Genomic DNA, 19,406 nt, shown 5'->3' on the forward strand with positions numbered 1-19,406 from the left:
AGAGTAAGAGACATGGCATATAAAAGTATAAAAGTTGTCAAAGGCAACGGCGGTTTTGGCGGCCCCTTAATCATTACACCGACAGAAGAAAAGCATAAGTTTATCTATGTGACAGGCGGCGGTGAAAAGCCTGATATTGTAGATAAGATTGCTGAACTGACTGGCATGGAGGCTGTTAACGGGTTTAAAACCTCCATTCCGGATGAAGAGATTGCCTTAGCGATCATTGACTGCGGCGGGACTTTGCGCTGCGGTATCTATCCAAAGAAAAAAATCCCGACAATCAATATTGTGCCGACCGGTAAAAGCGGGCCTTTAGCACAATATATTACAGAAGATATCTATGTTTCTGCAGTCGATTTGGATCAAATCACTCTAGCCGATACTGATGAAGCGGCTCCTGTTTCTTCGGCTCCGGAGATAACTGAAACTGAAACGGGAACTCAAACAGCAGAAACCGGTTTTGATACCAGCAAAAAGATTACAGAACAAAGAGCAGAGTCCAGCTTTATTGCCCGCATCGGCATGGGCGCCGGTAAAGTTGTTGCAACCTTCAATCAAGCAGCGCGTGAAGCGATTCAGACCATGCTGAACACCATCTTGCCTTTCATGGCTTTTGTTTCGCTGATTATTGGGGTTATTAATGGTTCGGGTGTCGGCGACTGGATTGCCAATCTTCTGGCCCCTCTTGCCGGTAATATTTGGGGCTTGATTTTGGTTGGCTTCGTTTGCTCTCTGCCATTCTTGTCTCCTTTGTTAGGACCAGGGGCAGTCATTTCACAAATTGTCGGAACTTTAATCGGTGTGGAAATCGGTAAGGGCAATATCCCACCGCAAATGGCTCTGCCAGCTCTGTTTGCTATCAACACACAAAATGGCTGTGATTTCATTCCGGTTGGTCTTGGTTTGACTGAAGCAAAATCCGAAACGGTCGAAGTCGGAGTACCGTCAGTGCTTTACTCCCGCTTCCTGAACGGTGTGCCTCGTGTTATTGTCGCTTGGATTGCCAGTATCGGGCTTTACCAGTAAAAATGTTTAATAGTTAAAGAAAGGTTAGAAAAATGACAAAAATTTTTGAAGCGACTGTACTTGCAGTCGGTCCTGAAGCTCCAGGAATGATTACTGACGCCAATATGCTGATTCTTTTTGGTGAAGAAGCACCGGATGATCTGGCGGAATACTGTTATAAAATTGATAACAAAAACGTAACCGGCCCTATTCAAGTTGGAGGCCGGCTGGTTGTTGACGGGGTCAACTGCGCTATTACAGCTGTCGGAAACGTTGTTGAAAAAAACTTACAAGGACTCGGTCATATTACCGTTTCACTGGACGGATCTGAGCAGGGAAGCCTGCCCGGAACCCTGCATGTCGCACCGCAAACAGAAATAAAACTCAAGGAAGGCTCTGTTATTCAGCTGTTTGATAGCTGAGGCAGCTAAACACAGTGAAAAAGAGACGCAATCGCAGAAAGCGCAGGCTGACATACGAGTGCGGCTGCTCTGTGAGTATGCCTGCCAGCGTGAAGCAATGCTAATCTAGAATAACCCTAGCCGTAGACGTCTGAAAGCTTTGCGGTCTTGACAGCCTGCCTTAGATTTCTAGTCGTCTTGGCAGAGGTGCGTCTGCGAAATTAAAGATTTCGGACTTAGTGTCATTTTGCTGTGAGCTTTAACCGGCCTTTGTATCTTGTGAATTGAACACGGCCTAAAATCCTAATGAAAAAGATGGCTGTCATCGTGATGCTTAGGCATCACTTGCCATCCCCTATTTTCATACGGATTTTTACACGGCCTTTGTATCTTATTATAATAGGGGTGTGTGATGAAATTAATGTTGGATACTGCTAATTTGGAGGCTGTTCGCTGGGGGCAGGATTTTCTGCCGTTGGCGGGAGTAACAACCAATCCTTCAATTATAAAAAAGGAGGGGCAAATGGATTTTTTTGCCCACCTGCGCCAGATTCGCCAGATTATCGGCTATGACCGCACTCTGCATGTTCAGGTTGTGGCTTTAGAAGCAGAGGATATGCTGGCGGAGGCTCGGGCTATTCTGAATCATGTGGACAAAGAGGTTTATATCAAAGTTCCTGTTACTGTCGAAGGTTTAAAAGTCATTAAACTGTTGCATGCGGAAGGGATTTATACTACAGCGACCGCTATTTATTCCAAAATGCAAGCTTATTTGGCAATTGCTGCTGGCGCGGATTATATCGCACCATATTACAATCGCATGGAAAATTTAAATATTGATGCCGCTTCTGCTATTGCAGATATAGCTGAGGAAATCAAGCGAACAGGTGCTGCCGCACAGATTTTAGGAGCCAGCTATAAAAATATTGAACAGATTAACCGGACTGTAGAAGCTGGCGGACAAGCTGTTACTGTCGCTCCGGATCTCGTTAAGCAGTCTTTGCAGCTACCGGCTGTCACACAGGCTGTTCAGGATTTCAGAGAAGACTGGTTTGCCAGTTTTGGTCCAAATCAAGCCATTACAGATTTGTAAGGATGCTTTCTTTTGCAACCCTATACGTAAGAGAGTAGGATAAATTGTCATAAAAATGATGCTTTCGATTTTGTCGTCCTGCCTCCGCACAGTTGATCAGGGAAACCGCTATCCTTCGCGCAACATGGAATAAGAACTTCCCATCACTTACTGCGCTAAACTCATCTGTTAAAAAAGGAAAACGAGGCAGGACTTGTCCTGCTTCTTTGATGTTTGTAAACGGTAAAACAGCATTATTTTGTTATACTAATCTATATGAAGAAAATAGTCAAAGCAGCAGGGCTTCTTTTTTTAACCTGCGGTATGCTGTATTTAGCAGCCACAAATGGCCAGTCATCCAGAAATGGTAAGGGCGTTTTTAGATTAGATGCCAAGTCAAAAATCGGACGCACTAAGGAAAAAACAGTAGCCGCTTACCTTGCGGAAATGTCTGTTGAGGAAAAGGTAGGTCAGCTTTTCTTTGCCAGAGTGCCGGAAGAATCCGGCCTTGAGGATATTAAAAGTTACCATTTAGGGGCTTATCTTTTATTTGACCGTGATTTTAAAGACCGGAGCTTAGAAGATATTAAGGCGCTGACAGCTTCTTATCAAGAAGTTTCTGCTGTTCCTATGATTATCGCTTCTGATGAAGAAGGCGGTTCAGTGACACGGATTAGCAGTATCCTTCCCAAAGCTTTTGAGGTTCCTATGACTCTCTACCAGTCAGGAGGTCTGTCTGCCATTGCGGATGATACAGCTGCCAAAGCTCAGCTTTTGAAATCTGTCGGTATCACAGCAGGCTTATTCCCCGTTGCTGACGTTGCCACTGATAAGCAGGCTTTTATCTATGATCGGACTCTGGGACAGGATGCTTCTGCAACAGCAGATTATGTTGCAGCAGTGGTAAAAACTCTAAGACAGGAGCAGTTCGCCTCAACACTTAAACACTTTCCCGGTTATGGCAATAACACGGATGCTCATGCTGATCTGGTCTATGATCAGCGCAGTTTGAAAGAACTTGAGTCTCTTGATTTTCTGCCTTTTATAGCTGGAATTGAAGAGGGTGCGGACAGCGTTCTGATGAGTCATCACATTGTGAGTACTGTTGATGCAGTCCCTGCCTCTTTATCATCCAAGATGTACGCTATATTGAGAAATGACCTTGGCTTTACAGGAGTGACGATTACTGACGATATGGATATGGCTGGCTTAAATAAATTTATCAGTCAGGAAGAGGCGGCTTATCAGGTTATTCTGGCAGGCGGGGATATGATTATGAGTTCTGAATATGCCAGCCAAACGGCTTACCTTCTCGAGAGAGTGAAGGCGGGAGACCTGAGTGAAGAACGGATTGATGAATCTGTCAAACGCATTTTATCATGGAAATATGATTTAGGCTTACTTAAAGGACAGGAAAAGTAGAGAATTCCCAAGTTTGTTTAGCCTGCAGCTTTAAAAACGTATTGACAATCTTCTCAAGTCTTTATATAATAGCTTTTATAGACGTTTGACACAATGAGATGCAGAGAATCTTTTTAGTCTGAGGTCTGAAAGGAAGCTGTTGGCCTGTAGCCTAAAGGCCCAGCAGTTTAAAATGATGGGCTGCAATTTAAAGCAGCTATAAGGAGGTTTATAAGTTTGAAAACAAAAACACTGGCGCTGGTAAACGGGATTGTAGGCTTAATTGGAGGAATTGTTCTCCTGCTCGGTATTTGGTTTATTTTTGGAGCTGCTGCGACAGGTTCAGATAGTGCTTTAGGGACTGTTAGTGTGCTGTTTCTTTTGCTGAAACTGGCTATTCTGGCTTTAGGAATCGTAGGGGCAGTTTACTACAAAGATGATGTGAGAGTCAGCAGCGCTCCCAATGTGCTCCTGATTGTCGGCGGAGCTGTCGGTCTGATTCCGTTTTTTGGCTGGATAGGCGGCATTCTTGCGATTATCGGCGGCTCAATGTATCTGAGTGCACTGAAAAAATTTGCCGAATAATTTAAACTGTCAGTCCTTAATGTAAGGTCTGATTTTTTATTTATGTTTTTGATAAAATGGTATTCCAAAACACTAAGTAAATGGCCAGAATTTTGGTATAATGGAGATAATCATTGTTTAACAATGTTCCTTTAAAACGTAAGAGGCCTAAGAGCTGTGCAAAAAAGAGATAGCTAAGTTTAGAATTGATTTCAAGTTAATAGCCGTAGACGTCTGAAAGCTTTGTCGCCTTAACAGTCGACCGCAGCTTTCTAGTCGTCTTGGCAGAGGGGCGCAGACGAAATCGGAGATTTCTGGCTTACCGTCAGCCGTAGCTGACTGAAGGCTTTGCAGTCTTTACAGCCTACCGCACCCTTCTAGTCATCTTGGCAGGGGTGCGCCAACGAAATCACAGATTTCTGGCTTACCGCCATTTTCATACGGATTTTTATACGGCCTTTGTATCTTAATGGAACTGAACATGGCCTGAAAGCTCGGAAAAAAGAGACGCAGTCGTTGGAAGCGCAAGCTGACTTACGAATGTGGCTGCTCTGTGAGTATAGCCCTCCCTAGAGTCTTTAGTGACTCTTCGGTCAGGCTCCTATTTTTCAGTCGCTTTCTTAACGGCCTTTGTATTTTAATGGAACTGAACACGGCCTAAAATCCTAGTGAAAAAGATGCCTGCCAGCGTGATGCGGGCATATTGCAAAACAACCCTAGCCGTAGACGTCTGAAAGCTTTGCAGTCTTAACAGCCTGCCGCAGCTTTCTAGTCGTCTTGGCAGAGGTGCGCCTACGAAATCGGAGATTTCTGGCTTACCGTCATTTTCACACGGATTTTTACACGGCCTTTGTATCTTAATGTGAGGAGAGAGTTATGACTGCACAGAAAATGAGTGCGCAAGAGATTATTGCTTTTATTGGAAATGCGGAGAAGAAGACAAGAGTCAAGGTGACTTTTGAAGGAGAGTTGGCCGCTGCAGTACCGGATGGGGTACTCAAGCTGGGGAATGTTCTTTTTGGAGACTGGCAGGATATTGCACCGCTTTTAGCCAATTTAACGGAAAATAGCGATTATGTAGTTGAACAAGACGGCCGCAATTCAGCTGTGCCGCTTTTGGATAAGCGTCACATTAATGCCCGAATTGAACCGGGAGCCATTATCCGCGATCAGGTAACTATTGAGGATAATGCGGTTATTATGATGGGTGCTGTGATTAATATTGGTGCGGAGATTGGTGCCGGAAGTATGATTGACATGGGCGCTGTTCTTGGAGGCCGGGCTTGTGTTGGGAAGAACAGTCATATCGGTGCTGGGGCTGTCCTAGCTGGGGTTATTGAGCCTGCTAGCGCAGAACCTGTCCGTGTTGGTGATAATGTGCTTGTAGGAGCCAATGCAGTTGTCCTTGAAGGTGTTCAAGTTGGCAGCGGTTCAGTGATTGCTGCCGGTGCAGTTGTCACTCAGGATGTGCCAGAAAATACAGTTGTTGCTGGTGTACCGGCGCGTGTGATCAAACAAATTGATGCACAGACACAGCAAAAAACAGCCTTGGAAGATGCTCTGCGCAATCTTTAAAAGAACTGAACTATTCTGACTATTAAGAGTTGTCCTGATAAATACAAGAAATATATTATAAGGCCTCGCTTATCTTTCATTTTGAGGTCCGGTTGCCTTATGGCATTTCTTGCTCTTACGCAGCTGCTTGAACTGGCTGCTAGGGCTGCGGAGCAGTTCAGTGGACCGTTTAAGGTGGGAACCGGAAAATAAAGAGACTGTCGGATAAGGGGTTCCAACAATATTACGTAAAAAGTAAACGCAGCTGGGCTATTTTGCCCCAAGCTCTGAAACTTTTTGCCGGAGGGTAAAGAAAAATGCTTGATTTAATTGCAACACGGCGTGCGCTCCATCAAATACCTGAAATTGGACTGCAGGAATTCAAAACGCATGAGTTTTTACTGAAAACAATTGCTGATTTGACTGCTGACAAAGAGTTTGTTGAAATCAGAACGTGGCAGACAGGTATTTTGGTCTTTCTTAAGGGCCGCCAGCCGCAAAAAACGATAGGCTGGCGCACGGATATTGACGGTTTGCCGATTGTTGAAGAAACTGACCTCAGCTTTAAATCGCTTCATAAAGATCGTATGCATGCCTGCGGTCATGATATGCATATGACGGTGGCACTGGGCCTGTTAGACCGTTTGGTGCAGCACCAGCCAAAAGATAATCTGCTCTTTCTTTTTCAGCCTGCTGAAGAGAATGCAGCTGGCGGTATGCTTATGTATGAAGCCGGTGCTTTTGGCAGCTGGCTGCCGGATGAGTTTTATGGTCTGCATGTACGCCCTGATTTGAAAGTCGGCGATATCGCTACCAACCGCAGTACTTTGTTTGCCGGAACGTGTGAAGTCAAAATAAGATTTACCGGCCAAAGCGGCCACGCAGCCTTTCCGCATACGGCTAATGATGCCCTGATTGCGGCAAGCTATTTCATTACACAAGTACAGTCAGTCGTAAGCCGCAATGTTGATCCTATTGAAGGGGCCGTCGTGACTTTTGGCTCTATGCATGCTGGGACAACAAATAATGTTATTGCCGGGACCGCTTCTCTTCATGGGACCATTCGGGCTTTGACGCAGGAGATGAGTGCACATGTCCAAAAGCGGGTTCGGGCTATAGCAGAAGGTGTTGCCAGTTCATTTGGGATGGAACTTGACTTGGAGCTCAACCCCTCAGGCTATCTGCCTGTGGAGAACCACCCGCAGTTAGCTGACCAGCTGATGACTTTTTTTGCTGCTCGGGAAGGGGTCCGTTTGATTGACTGCGCTCCTGCTATGACGGGGGAGGATTTTGGCTACCTCCTGCATAAGGTGCCTGGAGTCATGTTCTGGCTGGGAGTAGATACTCCTTATCCTCTGCATCATCCTAAAATGAGCCCCAAGGAAGAAGCTTTGCCTTTTGCAGTAGAAACGATCAGTGCTTTTTTAAGCAATAAAGCAGGATAGAATATCATTATATTTATGGGTGAGAGCGATGACATTTTAAATTCGTCCGTCAGCTGTTGCCGTTTTTAAAAAAGCCATAGACTGGCTTTATCGTTAGCTGCCTGGTTGGGCTTCAAGCAAAAACCTGTAAGTGATACTGTTCACCTACAGGTTTTTAAAATAAAAGGGAAGGGCACAAACATCTCTGTTTATGCCCAGGAGATTTATGAAAAAGGAAATAACTAGGATAGGGTTATTCCCTTCCGGCAGCTTTTTCAAGCTACCTTTTAGGATAGTTATATATTACCAAGGAAACCTTAAAGAAACCTTAAAATAAACTGGCAAATTATATTTTTTTAAATTAAGTCAGACTTTATGTTATGATATTATCATGGATAAAGAAGCAATCAGACAAAATCTTATTAAACGCTTAAAGAGCCATAATCCAGCAGACAAAGAGAAATTGGACAAGCTTTTGCTGGACGATATCACTGCCTCAGAAGCCTATCATACCAGTCAGGTTCTTGCAACCTATCTGGCCTTTTCTTTTGAATATGACACACAGCCTTTAATAGAAAGGGCTGTCAGAGACGGTAAAAAGGTTCTTGTTCCCCGCACATGTTCTCAGGGAAAAATGGTCTTTGCCTCCTATCATCCTGAACATTTAATCAAAGGCCGGTTTGGAATCTTAGAGCCGGACAGTTCTCGGGAAACAGCTGAACCGTCAGAAATTGATTTAATTCATGTTCCTGGTTTGGCTTTTAATGCTGAAGGTTTTCGCATTGGCTATGGCGGAGGTTATTATGACCGCTATTTAGCAGATTTTAAAGGCAGAACTGTCAGCACGGTTTATGCCTGGCAGAGGCTTGATTTTAAAGAAGATGCGCATGATGTTGCGGTAATGGAGGTATTTTCTCAATGAAAGCAGAAATAAAAAGAAATCCCGTCACTTTATTTTTACTGGCACTGACCAGTCTAATCTTTATATTAATGCAGCTGATGTATCTGGGACAGGCTGCCTCAGTTCAGGCCGTTTTGACCTTTGGCGGTTTGTACGGAGAAATCATAAAAGCTTATCCGGATCAAATTTGGCGCTTGCTGACGCCGATCTTTGTTCATATCGGCTGGGAACATTTTATCTTTAATGCCCTCTCTCTTTATTTTATTGGGCGAATAGCTGAGCAGATTTGGGGGTCAGTCCGTTTTTTGCTGCTTTATATTTTAGCAGGGATTGCAGGAAACATCTTTGTGTTCTTCTTTGAACCGGCAGTAGTAGAAGCCGGAGCTTCAACATCTTTATTTGGCCTTTTTGCCGCAGTTGCTGTTATCGGTTATTTTGGCGGCAGTCCATTTTTGCGCCAGCTGGGACGCTCGTATGTGATGCTGATTGTGTTTAATCTGATTTTTAATCTTATAACTCCTGGTATCAGTCTGTCCGGGCATTTAGGAGGGTTAGTCGGCGGTGCTTTGTCAGCTGTTTTTCTGCCTACCCTTTATGAAAAAAATACTTTCAGCAAATTTCAGCGACTGTCAGCTTTTCTGGTTTACCTACTTCTCATGACTTTGATGCTTTTTTCCGCTTTTTCTGTTTTTTAGTTACTCTAGTTGCTTTGCAAAGGAAAATAGACAGGCTCTCTAACTTCTGCGGTCAGTTTACTCACCGCAGAAGTTAGAGAGCCTTTTTTTGCCTAGAAAATCCCCTATCTTTTACAATGAAAAACGGCTAAACAGCTCATTGGGAAATAAAAAGACACCCTTTTTGCAGTTGCCGTTAAGACACAGACAAGGAAATTTTGGTATGCTGCTCAGGCATGCCCTGTCATCGTAGGCAAATAGGGTAACCTCTTATCTGAAAAATATCAAATAAAATCCTTTGGTTTATCAAACCCTTTCGGACTTTTGCAGGTTTAGAGACAGCTCATCGCTTTAGGCATCAAAAAGGAGAGGGCCCATTTTAGGCTCCTCTCCAAATAAAGTCGTCTGCAAGATGGCAGTAACTATTGAACTGCTTAGGATTTATCAGCCAAACTTTTTCCCAAACGGATAATATAGTCTTTTAGGTCGTCTTTGACTTGGGGATGCTGCAAGGCGTAATCGATGGAAGTTTTCATAAAACCAAATTTATCCCCTACATCATAGCGGTTTCCTGTAAACTTACGGGCAAAAACACGCTGGGTTTTATTGAGCGTATCAATTGCATCAGTCAGCTGAATTTCATTGCCGGCACCAGGTTTCTGCGTTTCCAAGATAGCAAAAATTTCCGGCGTCAGCAGGTAGCGGCCGATGATAGCTAAATCGCTCGGGGCTTCTTCTGGCAAAGGTTTTTCGACAAAGGTAGCTACGCTGTAGAGACCGTTAACCCCCTCTCCCTGAGGAGCAATGACACCGTAAGCTGATGTTTCTTCATGAGGAACCTGCATAACGGCAATCGTAGAAGCATGGGTCGCTTCATAGTCTTCTATAAGCTGTTTGGTTAAAGGAACAGCCTGGCTGCTTGTAATATCCATCAGGTCATCCCCCAGCATAACCACAAACGGTTCGTTGCCGACAAAAGCTTTAGCCTGCAGCACAGCATCTCCTAAACCGCGCGGATGGCTCTGGCGGATAAAGTGGAGACGGATACCTGTTGTCTCATCAACCAATTTTAACAGATCATTTTTCCCTTTTTCTTTCAGGTTATATTCCAATTCAAAGTTGGAATCGAAATGGTCCTCGATTGAGCGTTTGGATTTACCGGTAACCACTAAGATATCTTCAATGCCTGATTTTAAGGCTTCTTCAACGATAAACTGAATGGTTGGCTTATCAACGATGGGGAGCATTTCTTTAGCGAGGGCTTTAGTCGCAGGTAAGAAACGTGTGCCCAGACCGGCTGCAGGTATCACTGCTTTTCTGACTTTTTTCATAAAAAAACTCCTTTAAACTGCTAGGCTTATTATAACATATTTCTCATTCTTCCACTAACTGTTTCAGGATTTAGTGCCATTCATTTTCAGAACGGAATTCATTGGACATCATGCCAAGAATGCTCTCTTTCACATCCGCGCCTTCATATATAGCTTTATAAATAGCAGTGGTAATAGGCATGTAAACCCCTAATTCCTGAGAAATTTCATAGGCTACCTTGGTAGTTGAAATGCCTTCAATGACCATGCCCATATTGCGTTCAATGTCTTCCAGCTTTTCTCCGCGCCCCAGCGCATCTCCTGCCCGCCAATTACGAGAGTGCACAGAAGTCCCAGTAACAATTAAATCACCTACTCCGGAAAGACCGCTGTAAGTCAGCGGATCAGCGCCCAGCTTGACCCCGAGCCGGGTAATTTCTGCCAAACCGCGTGTAATGACAGCCGCTTTGGCATTGTCGCCATAGCCCAGCCCGTGAAGGGCTCCGGCTCCGACAGCAATAATATTTTTAAGAGCTCCGGCTGTTTCAACCCCAATGACATCTGTATTGGTATAAAGCCGGAAATAATTATTGCTGAAGAGTTTCTGAACATATTTAGCGGCTTCTAAATCTTTTGAAGCTGCGGTGATTAAGGTGATATCTCGGACAATGGTTTCTTCAGCGTGGCTGGGGCCGGAAACAACCACAATCTCACTCCGGCGGTCGGCTGGGATTTCTTCTTCTAAAATGACAGACAGACGTTCATGTGTGCCAGGTTCCAAGCCTTTGGATGCGTGCATCATGATCACTTTATGATCCAAGGTTTCAGCGACTTGCTTAGCAACCAGACGTGTGACCTTTGTCGGGACAACAAAAAGGACGGCATCTGCATTGTGGAGGGCTTCCTCTAAATCAAGTGTCGCCTTTATCTTTTCATCCAGCACGATATCTTTAAAATAAAGCGTATTCTTATGCTGGGTCTTTAATTCGTCAATCTGTTCCGGCAAATTTCCCCAAAGACAAACCTCGTGCCCGTTGTCATTGAGAACTTGAGCCAGAGCAGTTCCCCATGAACCGGGCCCCAAAACAGCAATCTTTTGTTTAGTCATCATCTTCTCCTTATAATAAGATACAAAGGCCGTTAAGAAATCCGTATGAAAATGACGGTAAGCCAGAAATCTCCGACTTCGTAGGCGCACCTCTGCCAAGACGACTAGAAAGCTGCGGCAGGCTGTTAAGACTGCAAAGCTTTCAGACGTCTACGGCTAGATTTTTTTGCAATAAACCCGCATCGCGACGGACTTCATCTTTTTCACTAGGATTTTAGGCCGTGTTCAGTTCAGTAAGATACAAAGGCCGTTAAGAAATCTGGTATCTGAACGGTAATAAATACTAGGCCGACAAATTTCTTAGTTCATGTCCACAGCCAAGAACCTGTATTTATTTCATTATAACATAGGTAGACCCTTTTGTATGAGATTTTACTGGAAATAAAGGTGTTTATCTGAAACTGCTTCCTCTGCTTTGGGTCAAAAAAAGAGAGGCTGATTTTTCCTCTCTCATTCTCTTAATATTAGTTGCTGGATCGGGCAGTTACTGCTCGATGTGCTGTGTCTTTGTCTGGTTCAGCCAAGCATAAGCGATACCGATGAAAAGACCGCCTCCCAGCCAGTTGCCAAAGAAAACAACAATCCACTGACGTGCAACATTAAAGAAGGTAAAGCTGTCAATATTGGCTTTTACTGGATTAAAAGCAGCCAGCATGAATGAAGCAAAATTGGCCACCAAGTGTTCGTTAATAAGAAAGACGAACATGAAGATAGCGGAAATGGCGATAAAAATTTTAGCGCTCTCTTCTTTGAGGAGCATATAACCTAAAATAGCGATGTTGACAAACATATTTGCCGTAATCCCTTCAATAAAATTGCTCCAGTCTGATTTAGCCAGCTTGATATTTACGGCATTGACCACAAAACTTTTATCGGTCAGATTCATAAATGAAAATGACTGATTAAACAGCCAGGCCAGAACAACTGCCCCAACAAGGTTGAACAGGGTGCAGTACAGCAAAATAACAGCAGCTTTCCGCCAGGTAATCTGTTTATAGTAAGCTCCTGCAGTCAGATACATCATGTTGGATGTGGCCAGTTCACCGTTAAAAATCAAGACATAAACTAAGCCGATAGCAAAGATAAATGTAAAGACAAAACGTGCTAAGGCAGGGAATCCTGCAGCAATAACATCTGCACCGATAATACCAACTGCTGTACTCATGGTCAGATAGGCGCCGGCAAACATAGACCGCAGCGCATAGCGAGCTAAACTTTCATCAAACAGTGCTTCTTTTTTAGCGCAGGCAGCACCGATTTTTTCCTGAAATGGGGTCATAAATTGCTCCTTTATCATTTTTCACAGTATTATTTCAGTAAAATTGAAGAGAGTGAAAGCAGCAAAACAAATCAATGATGCTTTATTTTGAATTCAAAGGAGTTTTGCTGTTAAGAACTGGTTTTCTTATTGGGAAACAGGCAGTAAAAAACTGAGAAAGGCAGATTTTCTTTGAGAAAACTGCTCTGCTTTCTCAGTTTTGAAGATGATACTGCAGTACCGTTAATACGGCCGGCTGCATGTGATTTCTTAGATAAGGTCAGTGAGCTGAGGCGCCTGAACTAGCATCGGTTGCTGCAGCGGCATTGCCTCCGCTGTCTGAAGCTCCGGAAGTGGCATCAGCCGTTCCTTGAGCTGCCGGTGCTGCTGGACTGCTGCCGCCAACTAAGCGCTGCCCGGTTTCTTTCAGATACCAGTCCAGCCAAGGTTTGAAGTTAAAGACGATTTCATTGATGCCAGCGTAAGAGCCGTCAGGATAATACATGGCTTGGTAATTGTGGGTATTAATCACACTGTCCGGTGAACCAGGAACGATTGTTCTGACATATTCTTGATTGCCGTTGCGCAGTGTACCGATAACCCATTCAACATTTTTCATGCGAGCCGGCGGAAGAGATCCATGAACGGTTGACATGCGGTTTCCTACCTGCTCAGGCACCCGTTTGGCAAACATGGTTTCCGGATCCTGATGGGCATTATTGTAGTACAGGAACTGGTTATTATCATCAGCATAAGTCAGTTCAAAAGGCATAGCGTTTAAGAACATATTGAGCTGATTAACAGTCAGTAAACCTTGGTCAAGCTTGACATAGGTATCCCCTTCAACTGCGTTGACAAGTTTCGACGCCTTTTCCAGCCAGTCCGGATCGTCAGGGTCAACCTCAGTAATGCTTGTCGCAATAGGTTTTCCGCAGTCTAGATCTTCCGGTTCAATCGGTTTTGGTTTTTTCAATTGTGATACCACTCCTACATATTTGATGAAATTATCTAAGCAGGTTTCAAGAAAGGAGACGGTGCCTTCGTTGATGATATTGCCGTCTTCATCAAAAGCTTCCTTGGCCTTGCCCAGTAAAAATTCATTGCCGGGCAGCGTATAGGCATTGACACCCGGAGCATCGAGGATTTTGCGCAGATGCACCTGGGCGCGCGATGTGCCCTGATCATGGTAAGAAGCACCGACAATCATGACCGGTTTATTTTCAAAAGGATGCAGGTTAAAGGACAGCCATTCAAGGGCACTTTTAAGAGCCGGTGTGGTGGTATGATTGTGCTCAGGTGTAGCGATAATCACACCATCTGCACGGGTAATTTTATTATAGAGATAGCGAATAGCGAAGCTGTCTGATTGATCATCGTCCTGATTAAACATAGGGACATCTTTGATTTCAAGGACTTCCAATTCAAATTTTAATTTAAAATGCCGGCGAATGAATTCTAAGAGCATGCGGTTATATGATTGATCAGCATTCGAACCGACGATTCCGACGAATTTCATAGCAGTTTTTCCTCCTTATGATAAGCTTTCCCAGTCAAAGTTTTCGGCTTCTTTCCGCAGTAAGTCCTGAGCATTTGACAGTTTAGCAGTGACCTTGACAAAGATGCGGAAGTCATCAAAAATAGCGTCTAGTTTTTGGATAGTCTCCAAATCGATCAAATTATTATCCTTGTCAAAAGCCTGTAAGGAATGCGAAAGCAGAAACTCATCCGGAAGGACATTAGCCTTCAGTTCAGGAGCGTTCAGGATTTGCCGCAGCTGGAGCTGGGCGCGTGATGAACCGAGTGTTCCGAAAGAAGCGCCTGTAATCATCACAGGTTTGTTCAGCAGAGGGAAAATGCCGTAAGACAGCCAAGCCAGTGCATTCATCAGAACAGCAGGAATGGAGTGATCATACTCCGGTGTCCCGATGATGACCCCGTCTGACTGTTCAATTTTAGCTGCGATTTCTGTTACAATATCAGGGATTTGCCTGTCTGCAGGTTTATTAAAAACTGGAATCTCTTTAATTTCAACCAGTTCAATATCGGCTTTATCAGCAAAGTGTTTTTCCATATATTGGAGAAGCTGGCGGTTGGTTGAACGGGCAGAGTTGGTACCAACAAGTCCAATAAGTTTCATAAGACTTCCTCATTTCTTTAAGTTTTTTACTATGTTAATGATAACGTTTTCTTAAAAGGGTGTCAACTCTATGCCAAAAAAGGAAAAACATGATAGAATAGCTGTATGAAAAAAATGCTGCTGATTGCTGCCGGCTGTCTAAGCCTGCTTTTAGGTGTTCTTGGTGTTATTCTGCCGGTTTTGCCGACTACCCCCTTTCTCCTTTTGTCAGGCTATTGTTTTGCCCGCAGTTCTAAAAAGTTTGAGCGCTGGCTGAAGCAGACCAAGCTCTATCAGTTTTATGTTGCGGATTATGCTGAAACCAAAAGCATTGCCAAAGAACGAAAAAAGAAAATTATTATTCAGATTTACCTATTGATGGGGCTGTCCGTTTGGCTGGCTCCGCTGGTCTGGGTAAAGCTTGCTTTGCTGGCTTTAACTGTATTTATCACCTATTATCTGTTCCGGGTGATTCCTGATAAATAGCAGGGGCTGATGGTGAATAGACTGAATAAGAAAACGTTTTGCTATGGAGGTTAATATGTCAAAAATACGTGGTTTTGAGCTGGTATCTAGTTTTACAGATGAAGGTTTGCTGCCTAAACGGGAGACAGCTCACGCAGCAGGTTATGATCTGAAGGCTGCTGAACATACAGAAATTGCTCCCGGAGAGATTGTTTTAGTGCCTACAGGACTTAAGGCCTATATGCAGGCAGGAGAGGTGCTGTGCTTGTATGACCGCTCTTCAAATCCGCGCAAAAAAGGACTGGTCTTGATTAATTCTGTCGGTATTATTGACGGAGATTATTACAATAACCCTGCTAATGAAGGGCATATTTTTGCACAGATGCAAAATATAACTGATAAGCCAGTAACAGTTGAGGCCGGCGAACGCCTTGTCCAAGGCATTTTCATGCCCTTTTTAATAGCTGATGGTGACAAAGCAGACGGACTCCGCACAGGCGGTTTTGGCAGCACCGGCCAATAAAGTTAGAGCAGCAGGCTGGTGTGACAGTTTGACAATTATATCAGACCGTTTCCGCTCTTCTCAGCGGCAGTCTGTGCAGCTATTTTATGAATTTACGAAAGAGAATATAAAGCATACAAGCAGGAGGAAACACGCTATCGCAAAAAAAAGAACGACTTTTGTCTGTCAGGAATGCGGCTATAATTCACCAAAATATCTGGGACGCTGTCCTAACTGCTCTTCCTGGTCCTCTTTTGTAGAGGAAGTTGAGACTGCTGAGGTTAAAAATGCCCGTGTATCTCTGACCGGACAGAAAACAAAGCCTGTTAAGCTCAATGATATTGCTGCTGTTCAGGTCAATCGAACGCAAACCGATTTAGAAGAATTTAACCGTGTCCTGGGCGGCGGTGTTGTCCCCGGCAGTTTGGTTCTGATTGGCGGCGATCCCGGCATCGGCAAATCTACCCTGCTTTTGCAGGTTTCGACTCAGCTGGCTCATAAAGGGACCGTTCTCTACGTTTCGGGAGAAGAGTCGGCCGAACAGATTAAACTGCGCAGCGAGCGGCTGGGGAATATCGACAGTGAATTTTACCTTTATGCCGAGACCAATATGCAGCTGATTCGGTCAGAAATTGAAAAGCTTCAGCCAGATTTCTTGGTGGTTGATTCTATTCAGACTATCATGACTCCTGATATCTCCGGAGTTCAGGGGTCTGTCAGTCAGGTCCGGGAAGTAACAGCTGAGCTGATGCAGCTGGCTAAGACAAACAATATCGCTGTTTTTATTGTCGGACATGTGACCAAGGAAGGGACGCTGGCCGGACCTCGTATGCTGGAACACATGGTAGACACCGTTTTGTATTTTGAAGGGGAACGGCACCATACCTTTAGAATTTTGCGGGCAGTCAAAAACCGTTTCGGATCAACCAACGAAATCGGAATTTTTGAAATGCAGGCCTCCGGTCTTGTTGAAATTCTCAATCCCAGCCAAGTCTTTTTAGAAGAACGTTTGGATGGGGCAACTGGTTCTGCTGTCGTTGTAACGATAGAAGGAAGCCGGCCGATTCTGGCTGAGCTGCAGGCTTTGGTTACGCCTACCGTTTTCGGCAATGCCAAACGGACAACGACCGGACTTGATTTCAACCGAGTCAGCCTGATTATGGCCGTTTTAGAAAAACGCTGCGGACTCCTGCTTCAGAATCAGGATGCCTATCTTAAATCGGCAGGCGGTGTGAGACTGGATGAACCAGCTATTGACTTAGCTGTGGCGGTAGCACTGGCATCAAGTTATAAGGAGCAGCCGACTGATCCTAAAACAGCCTTTATTGGCGAAATCGGGCTGACCGGTGAAATCCGCCGGGTTAATCGGATTGAACAGCGGATTAAAGAAGCTGCTAAACTCGGTTTTGCCAAAATCTATGTGCCCAAAAGCTCCCTGCAGGGTGTTGAAATCCCCGAAACGATCCAAGTCATCGGTGTCAGAACGGTCGGCCAGGTGTTAACGAACGTGTTTGAGTGAGCTGGCTTTATGGATAAAAAATGGACTGACTTCCAACTGCTGTCGCAGCAGCCGGAGCTCAGTCGTTTTTTTATACAGTCAGCTTGCTATCTTCACCCTTTTATGCTATAGTAACACAAAATTAAAACGAATGAGCAGTGTTGTCTTAAAAGATAAGGAGCAGGCCATGGCTAAAAAGAAAGGTTTAAGCAGACCGGCAAAGGTGTTCTGGGGACTGCTGGCTGCGGTTCTCATCGCCATCACAGGAATTTGGGGGTACAATCGTTATATGGAAAAGAAAAAAGTTGAACAGCTCTACCAGCACGGTTTTCAGCTGCTGGAAGAACAAATTGCCACATATATCAAAGAAAATTACTCCGGTGTCCGTAAAATTGAGTTCTCGCCGATTTATATAGACGGTGACGGGCGCTTTACGATGCGAACAGCTGAAGTGGTGCCAATCCTGTACGATGAACATGGGAATAAAGCACAATTTGGTGGGAAAATAAACCATTCTGGCTATCCCAGCTATGGGATTCTTAATTATCTGCGGATAGACTGGGATATTTATGGGACAGAGATGATAGAGCTGGCTAATCAGTCCGGAGATTATGTCGAAGTGACTTACGGTCAAAGTTTGCCAGAGGTAACAAAATGGGCAGAAAATGAGGATATCGACAGCAATATCGAAGCCCTAGTAGATATAGGAAAGCTGAAAGGGATTGAAAAGTCGGCTGAGGGCAGCCCGTCAGCTGAAATCCGCTACAATGTGATGCTTAAGAAGGGGATACTCAAATAAGAAGGGAGCACCTAAATATGACACTGACAGATAAAAAGATACAGAACTTGCAGGGTGTTATTAAAAAATATGCTTCATATGAAGAGGGGGAGACATTTAAAGTTCCTAAGACAAACGAATATTACCAAGTTGTCAACAGCGTAGATGAGACCACTCAGACTCTGGCCGTTGTTCCGGTGGACAATATCAAGGGCGATAATCCGGACTACAGCCAAACCGCTATCGTTGTGGCAGGGACCCAGCCTGGTTTTAATGAATCGACCAAAAATGCTGTCGAGGCCAGCGGGGGGTTCGGTCTGACCGACGGGAAGCTGACCGCTCAGACGGCAGATATCGACCAGTTTTATCAGGAGACGGTGGAAAAGCTGGAAGTGCATAAGGGTACAGTCTCCAACATGTCCGGTTTCAGCCAGTCCGGCCCTGGTGTGGCTAAGGTCGGCGCCAAATACCAAGTGCCAAAGATTACCAACTTCACAGACTGGGCGGCAGCCCAAGCGGTAAAGAGCGGCGCCTTTTCTAAAAGTGAGCTGGCTTATCTGAAAGATCATGCGACAGTTTATTCGGATTCCGGGAAAGATTTGACCTATTTTGATGGCGGCAAAGGTGAGATTCCGTATGGGAAAGTGGTGGTCGTTGAAGGGACACAGGGTATCAACGACCCAATCGGCGATCATGATCCAAAGTTCTTCCACATAAAAGGAGATAAGCTGGACATTGATTACTATGTGAAGAAGGGTCAGTTTGTCTCCGGCATGACCAGAGAACAGGTGATTAAGGTGGCTAAAATGAAGGCTAAGAATGCCAAAGGCTGGGATCTGAAAGACCCCAGCACTTGGACGGACAGCACGGACTACCGCGATTATGTTAAGGAATATAAGGAAAAATACGGCAGCTTTGCCCTTGCTGACCCTAAAGCGTTGGATTTTACGGCTGCTCAAGATCGCTTAACCAGTCTGCGCAGTCAGCTTCAGACCGCTTCTGGTTCGCAAAAGATTTTGCTGCGTCAGGAGCTGGTCACAGCGGCAGCTCAGGCAGCACAAGCCAAGGCTGAAAGCTTTAACTTTAGGGTTAAAAGCCGCATCAATCAGAGCAAGGAAACAATTGACAGCCAGCTCAAAACTTTTGAGAGGGACATTCACAGTCTGTCTCAGCACTTATCGGAAGGAGAAGTGGCTGAATTGCTGTCGGAACTGAGCATGGATAAGGTTTGGGATGAAGGCAGTGAAGCCGCAGCGCTGGCTGAAGGTGACCGGACCCAGGAAGAACTGACTGATTTTACTCAAAAGCTGATGGCCGGTGCGGAGGACTTAAACGCTGCCGACCAAGCGGGTGCTGAGCTGTTTCAATAAGG

General features: G+C 44.7%; 19 protein-coding genes. 14 read left to right on the forward strand and 5 right to left on the reverse strand.

Annotated elements, in window-relative coordinates; all coding sequences use genetic code 11:
• Positions 1–12: 12 nt before the first annotated feature.
• From srlE to DDV21_RS01560, 9 genes are all read left to right on the forward strand, one after another.
• Positions 13–1,029, forward strand: a complete 1,017-nt coding sequence (gene srlE, locus DDV21_RS01520; RefSeq protein WP_116877547.1) for a PTS glucitol/sorbitol transporter subunit IIB — start codon at positions 13–15, stop codon at positions 1,027–1,029.
• 32 nt (positions 1,030–1,061) lie between these two features.
• Entirely contained in the window at positions 1,062–1,430 is a 369-nt protein-coding gene (locus tag DDV21_RS01525) for a PTS glucitol/sorbitol transporter subunit IIA (RefSeq protein ID WP_116877546.1), read from the forward strand.
• Positions 1,431–1,821: 391 nt separating this feature from the next.
• Positions 1,822–2,502 carry a fructose-6-phosphate aldolase gene (locus DDV21_RS01530; RefSeq protein WP_116877545.1) on the forward strand — a complete coding sequence of 227 codons (681 nt, stop codon included), beginning with the start codon at positions 1,822–1,824 and terminating at the stop codon, positions 2,500–2,502.
• A gap of 255 nt (positions 2,503–2,757) precedes the next feature.
• Positions 2,758–3,903, forward strand: a complete 1,146-nt coding sequence (locus DDV21_RS01535) for a glycoside hydrolase family 3 N-terminal domain-containing protein (protein WP_116877544.1) — start codon at positions 2,758–2,760, stop codon at positions 3,901–3,903.
• A 216-nt stretch (positions 3,904–4,119) separates the two neighbouring features.
• Positions 4,120–4,467, forward strand: a complete 348-nt coding sequence (locus DDV21_RS01540) for a hypothetical protein (protein WP_116877543.1) — start codon at positions 4,120–4,122, stop codon at positions 4,465–4,467.
• A gap of 855 nt (positions 4,468–5,322) precedes the next feature.
• Positions 5,323–6,021: a 2,3,4,5-tetrahydropyridine-2,6-dicarboxylate N-acetyltransferase gene (dapD, locus tag DDV21_RS01545; protein WP_116877542.1), complete on the forward strand. Its 699-nt coding sequence runs from the start codon at positions 5,323–5,325 to the stop codon at positions 6,019–6,021.
• A gap of 296 nt (positions 6,022–6,317) precedes the next feature.
• A complete protein-coding gene (locus DDV21_RS01550) occupies positions 6,318–7,445 on the forward strand; it encodes an N-acetyldiaminopimelate deacetylase (RefSeq protein WP_116877541.1) in 1,128 nt (375 codons plus the stop codon).
• A gap of 370 nt (positions 7,446–7,815) precedes the next feature.
• Positions 7,816–8,346, forward strand: coding sequence for a 5-formyltetrahydrofolate cyclo-ligase (locus tag DDV21_RS01555; RefSeq protein ID WP_116877540.1), 531 nt, complete (start codon positions 7,816–7,818; stop codon positions 8,344–8,346).
• Positions 8,343–9,020 (forward strand): rhomboid family intramembrane serine protease, encoded by a 678-nt coding sequence (locus tag DDV21_RS01560; protein ID WP_116877539.1) that lies wholly within the window; start codon positions 8,343–8,345, stop codon positions 9,018–9,020. Before DDV21_RS01555 ends, DDV21_RS01560 begins: the two co-directional genes overlap by 4 nt.
• 413 nt (positions 9,021–9,433) lie before the next feature.
• Here the strand turns inward: DDV21_RS01560 and galU are convergent, their stop codons facing one another.
• The 5 genes from galU to DDV21_RS01585 form a co-directional block, all read right to left on the reverse strand.
• Entirely contained in the window at positions 9,434–10,330 is an 897-nt protein-coding gene (gene galU, locus DDV21_RS01565; RefSeq protein ID WP_116877538.1) for a UTP--glucose-1-phosphate uridylyltransferase GalU, read from the reverse strand.
• Positions 10,331–10,400: 70 nt separating this feature from the next.
• Positions 10,401–11,417, reverse strand: a complete 1,017-nt coding sequence (locus DDV21_RS01570) for an NAD(P)H-dependent glycerol-3-phosphate dehydrogenase (RefSeq protein WP_116877537.1) — start codon at positions 11,415–11,417, stop codon at positions 10,401–10,403.
• Positions 11,418–11,901: 484 nt separating this feature from the next.
• Positions 11,902–12,696 (reverse strand): formate/nitrite transporter family protein, encoded by a 795-nt coding sequence (locus tag DDV21_RS01575; RefSeq protein ID WP_116877536.1) that lies wholly within the window; start codon positions 12,694–12,696, stop codon positions 11,902–11,904.
• Between the two features lie 259 nt (positions 12,697–12,955).
• Positions 12,956–14,191: an NAD(P)H-dependent oxidoreductase gene (locus DDV21_RS01580; protein WP_116877535.1), complete on the reverse strand. Its 1,236-nt coding sequence runs from the start codon at positions 14,189–14,191 to the stop codon at positions 12,956–12,958.
• A 15-nt stretch (positions 14,192–14,206) separates the two neighbouring features.
• Positions 14,207–14,812 carry an NADPH-dependent FMN reductase gene (locus tag DDV21_RS01585; RefSeq protein ID WP_116877534.1) on the reverse strand — a complete coding sequence of 202 codons (606 nt, stop codon included), beginning with the start codon at positions 14,810–14,812 and terminating at the stop codon, positions 14,207–14,209.
• Positions 14,813–14,917: 105 nt separating this feature from the next.
• Here DDV21_RS01585 and DDV21_RS01590 point away from each other — a divergent pair, with 105 nt between their 5' ends.
• The 5 genes from DDV21_RS01590 (at position 14,918) to DDV21_RS01610 (ending at position 19,404) form a co-directional block, all read left to right on the forward strand.
• Positions 14,918–15,277 (forward strand): YbaN family protein, encoded by a 360-nt coding sequence (locus DDV21_RS01590; protein ID WP_116877533.1) that lies wholly within the window; start codon positions 14,918–14,920, stop codon positions 15,275–15,277.
• A 55-nt stretch (positions 15,278–15,332) separates the two neighbouring features.
• Positions 15,333–15,779, forward strand: coding sequence for a dUTP diphosphatase (locus tag DDV21_RS01595; protein ID WP_116877532.1), 447 nt, complete (start codon positions 15,333–15,335; stop codon positions 15,777–15,779).
• Positions 15,780–15,915: 136 nt separating this feature from the next.
• A complete protein-coding gene (radA, locus tag DDV21_RS01600) occupies positions 15,916–17,277 on the forward strand; it encodes a DNA repair protein RadA (protein WP_116877605.1) in 1,362 nt (453 codons plus the stop codon).
• A gap of 166 nt (positions 17,278–17,443) precedes the next feature.
• Positions 17,444–18,055, forward strand: coding sequence for a hypothetical protein (locus DDV21_RS01605; protein ID WP_116877531.1), 612 nt, complete (start codon positions 17,444–17,446; stop codon positions 18,053–18,055).
• Positions 18,056–18,072: 17 nt separating this feature from the next.
• Positions 18,073–19,404, forward strand: a complete 1,332-nt coding sequence (locus tag DDV21_RS01610) for a hypothetical protein (protein WP_116877530.1) — start codon at positions 18,073–18,075, stop codon at positions 19,402–19,404.
• Positions 19,405–19,406 lie beyond the last annotated feature (2 nt).

The sequence above is a fragment of the Streptococcus chenjunshii genome, from assembly GCF_003086355.1.
Classification (GTDB): Bacteria; Bacillota; Bacilli; order Lactobacillales; family Streptococcaceae; genus Streptococcus; species Streptococcus chenjunshii.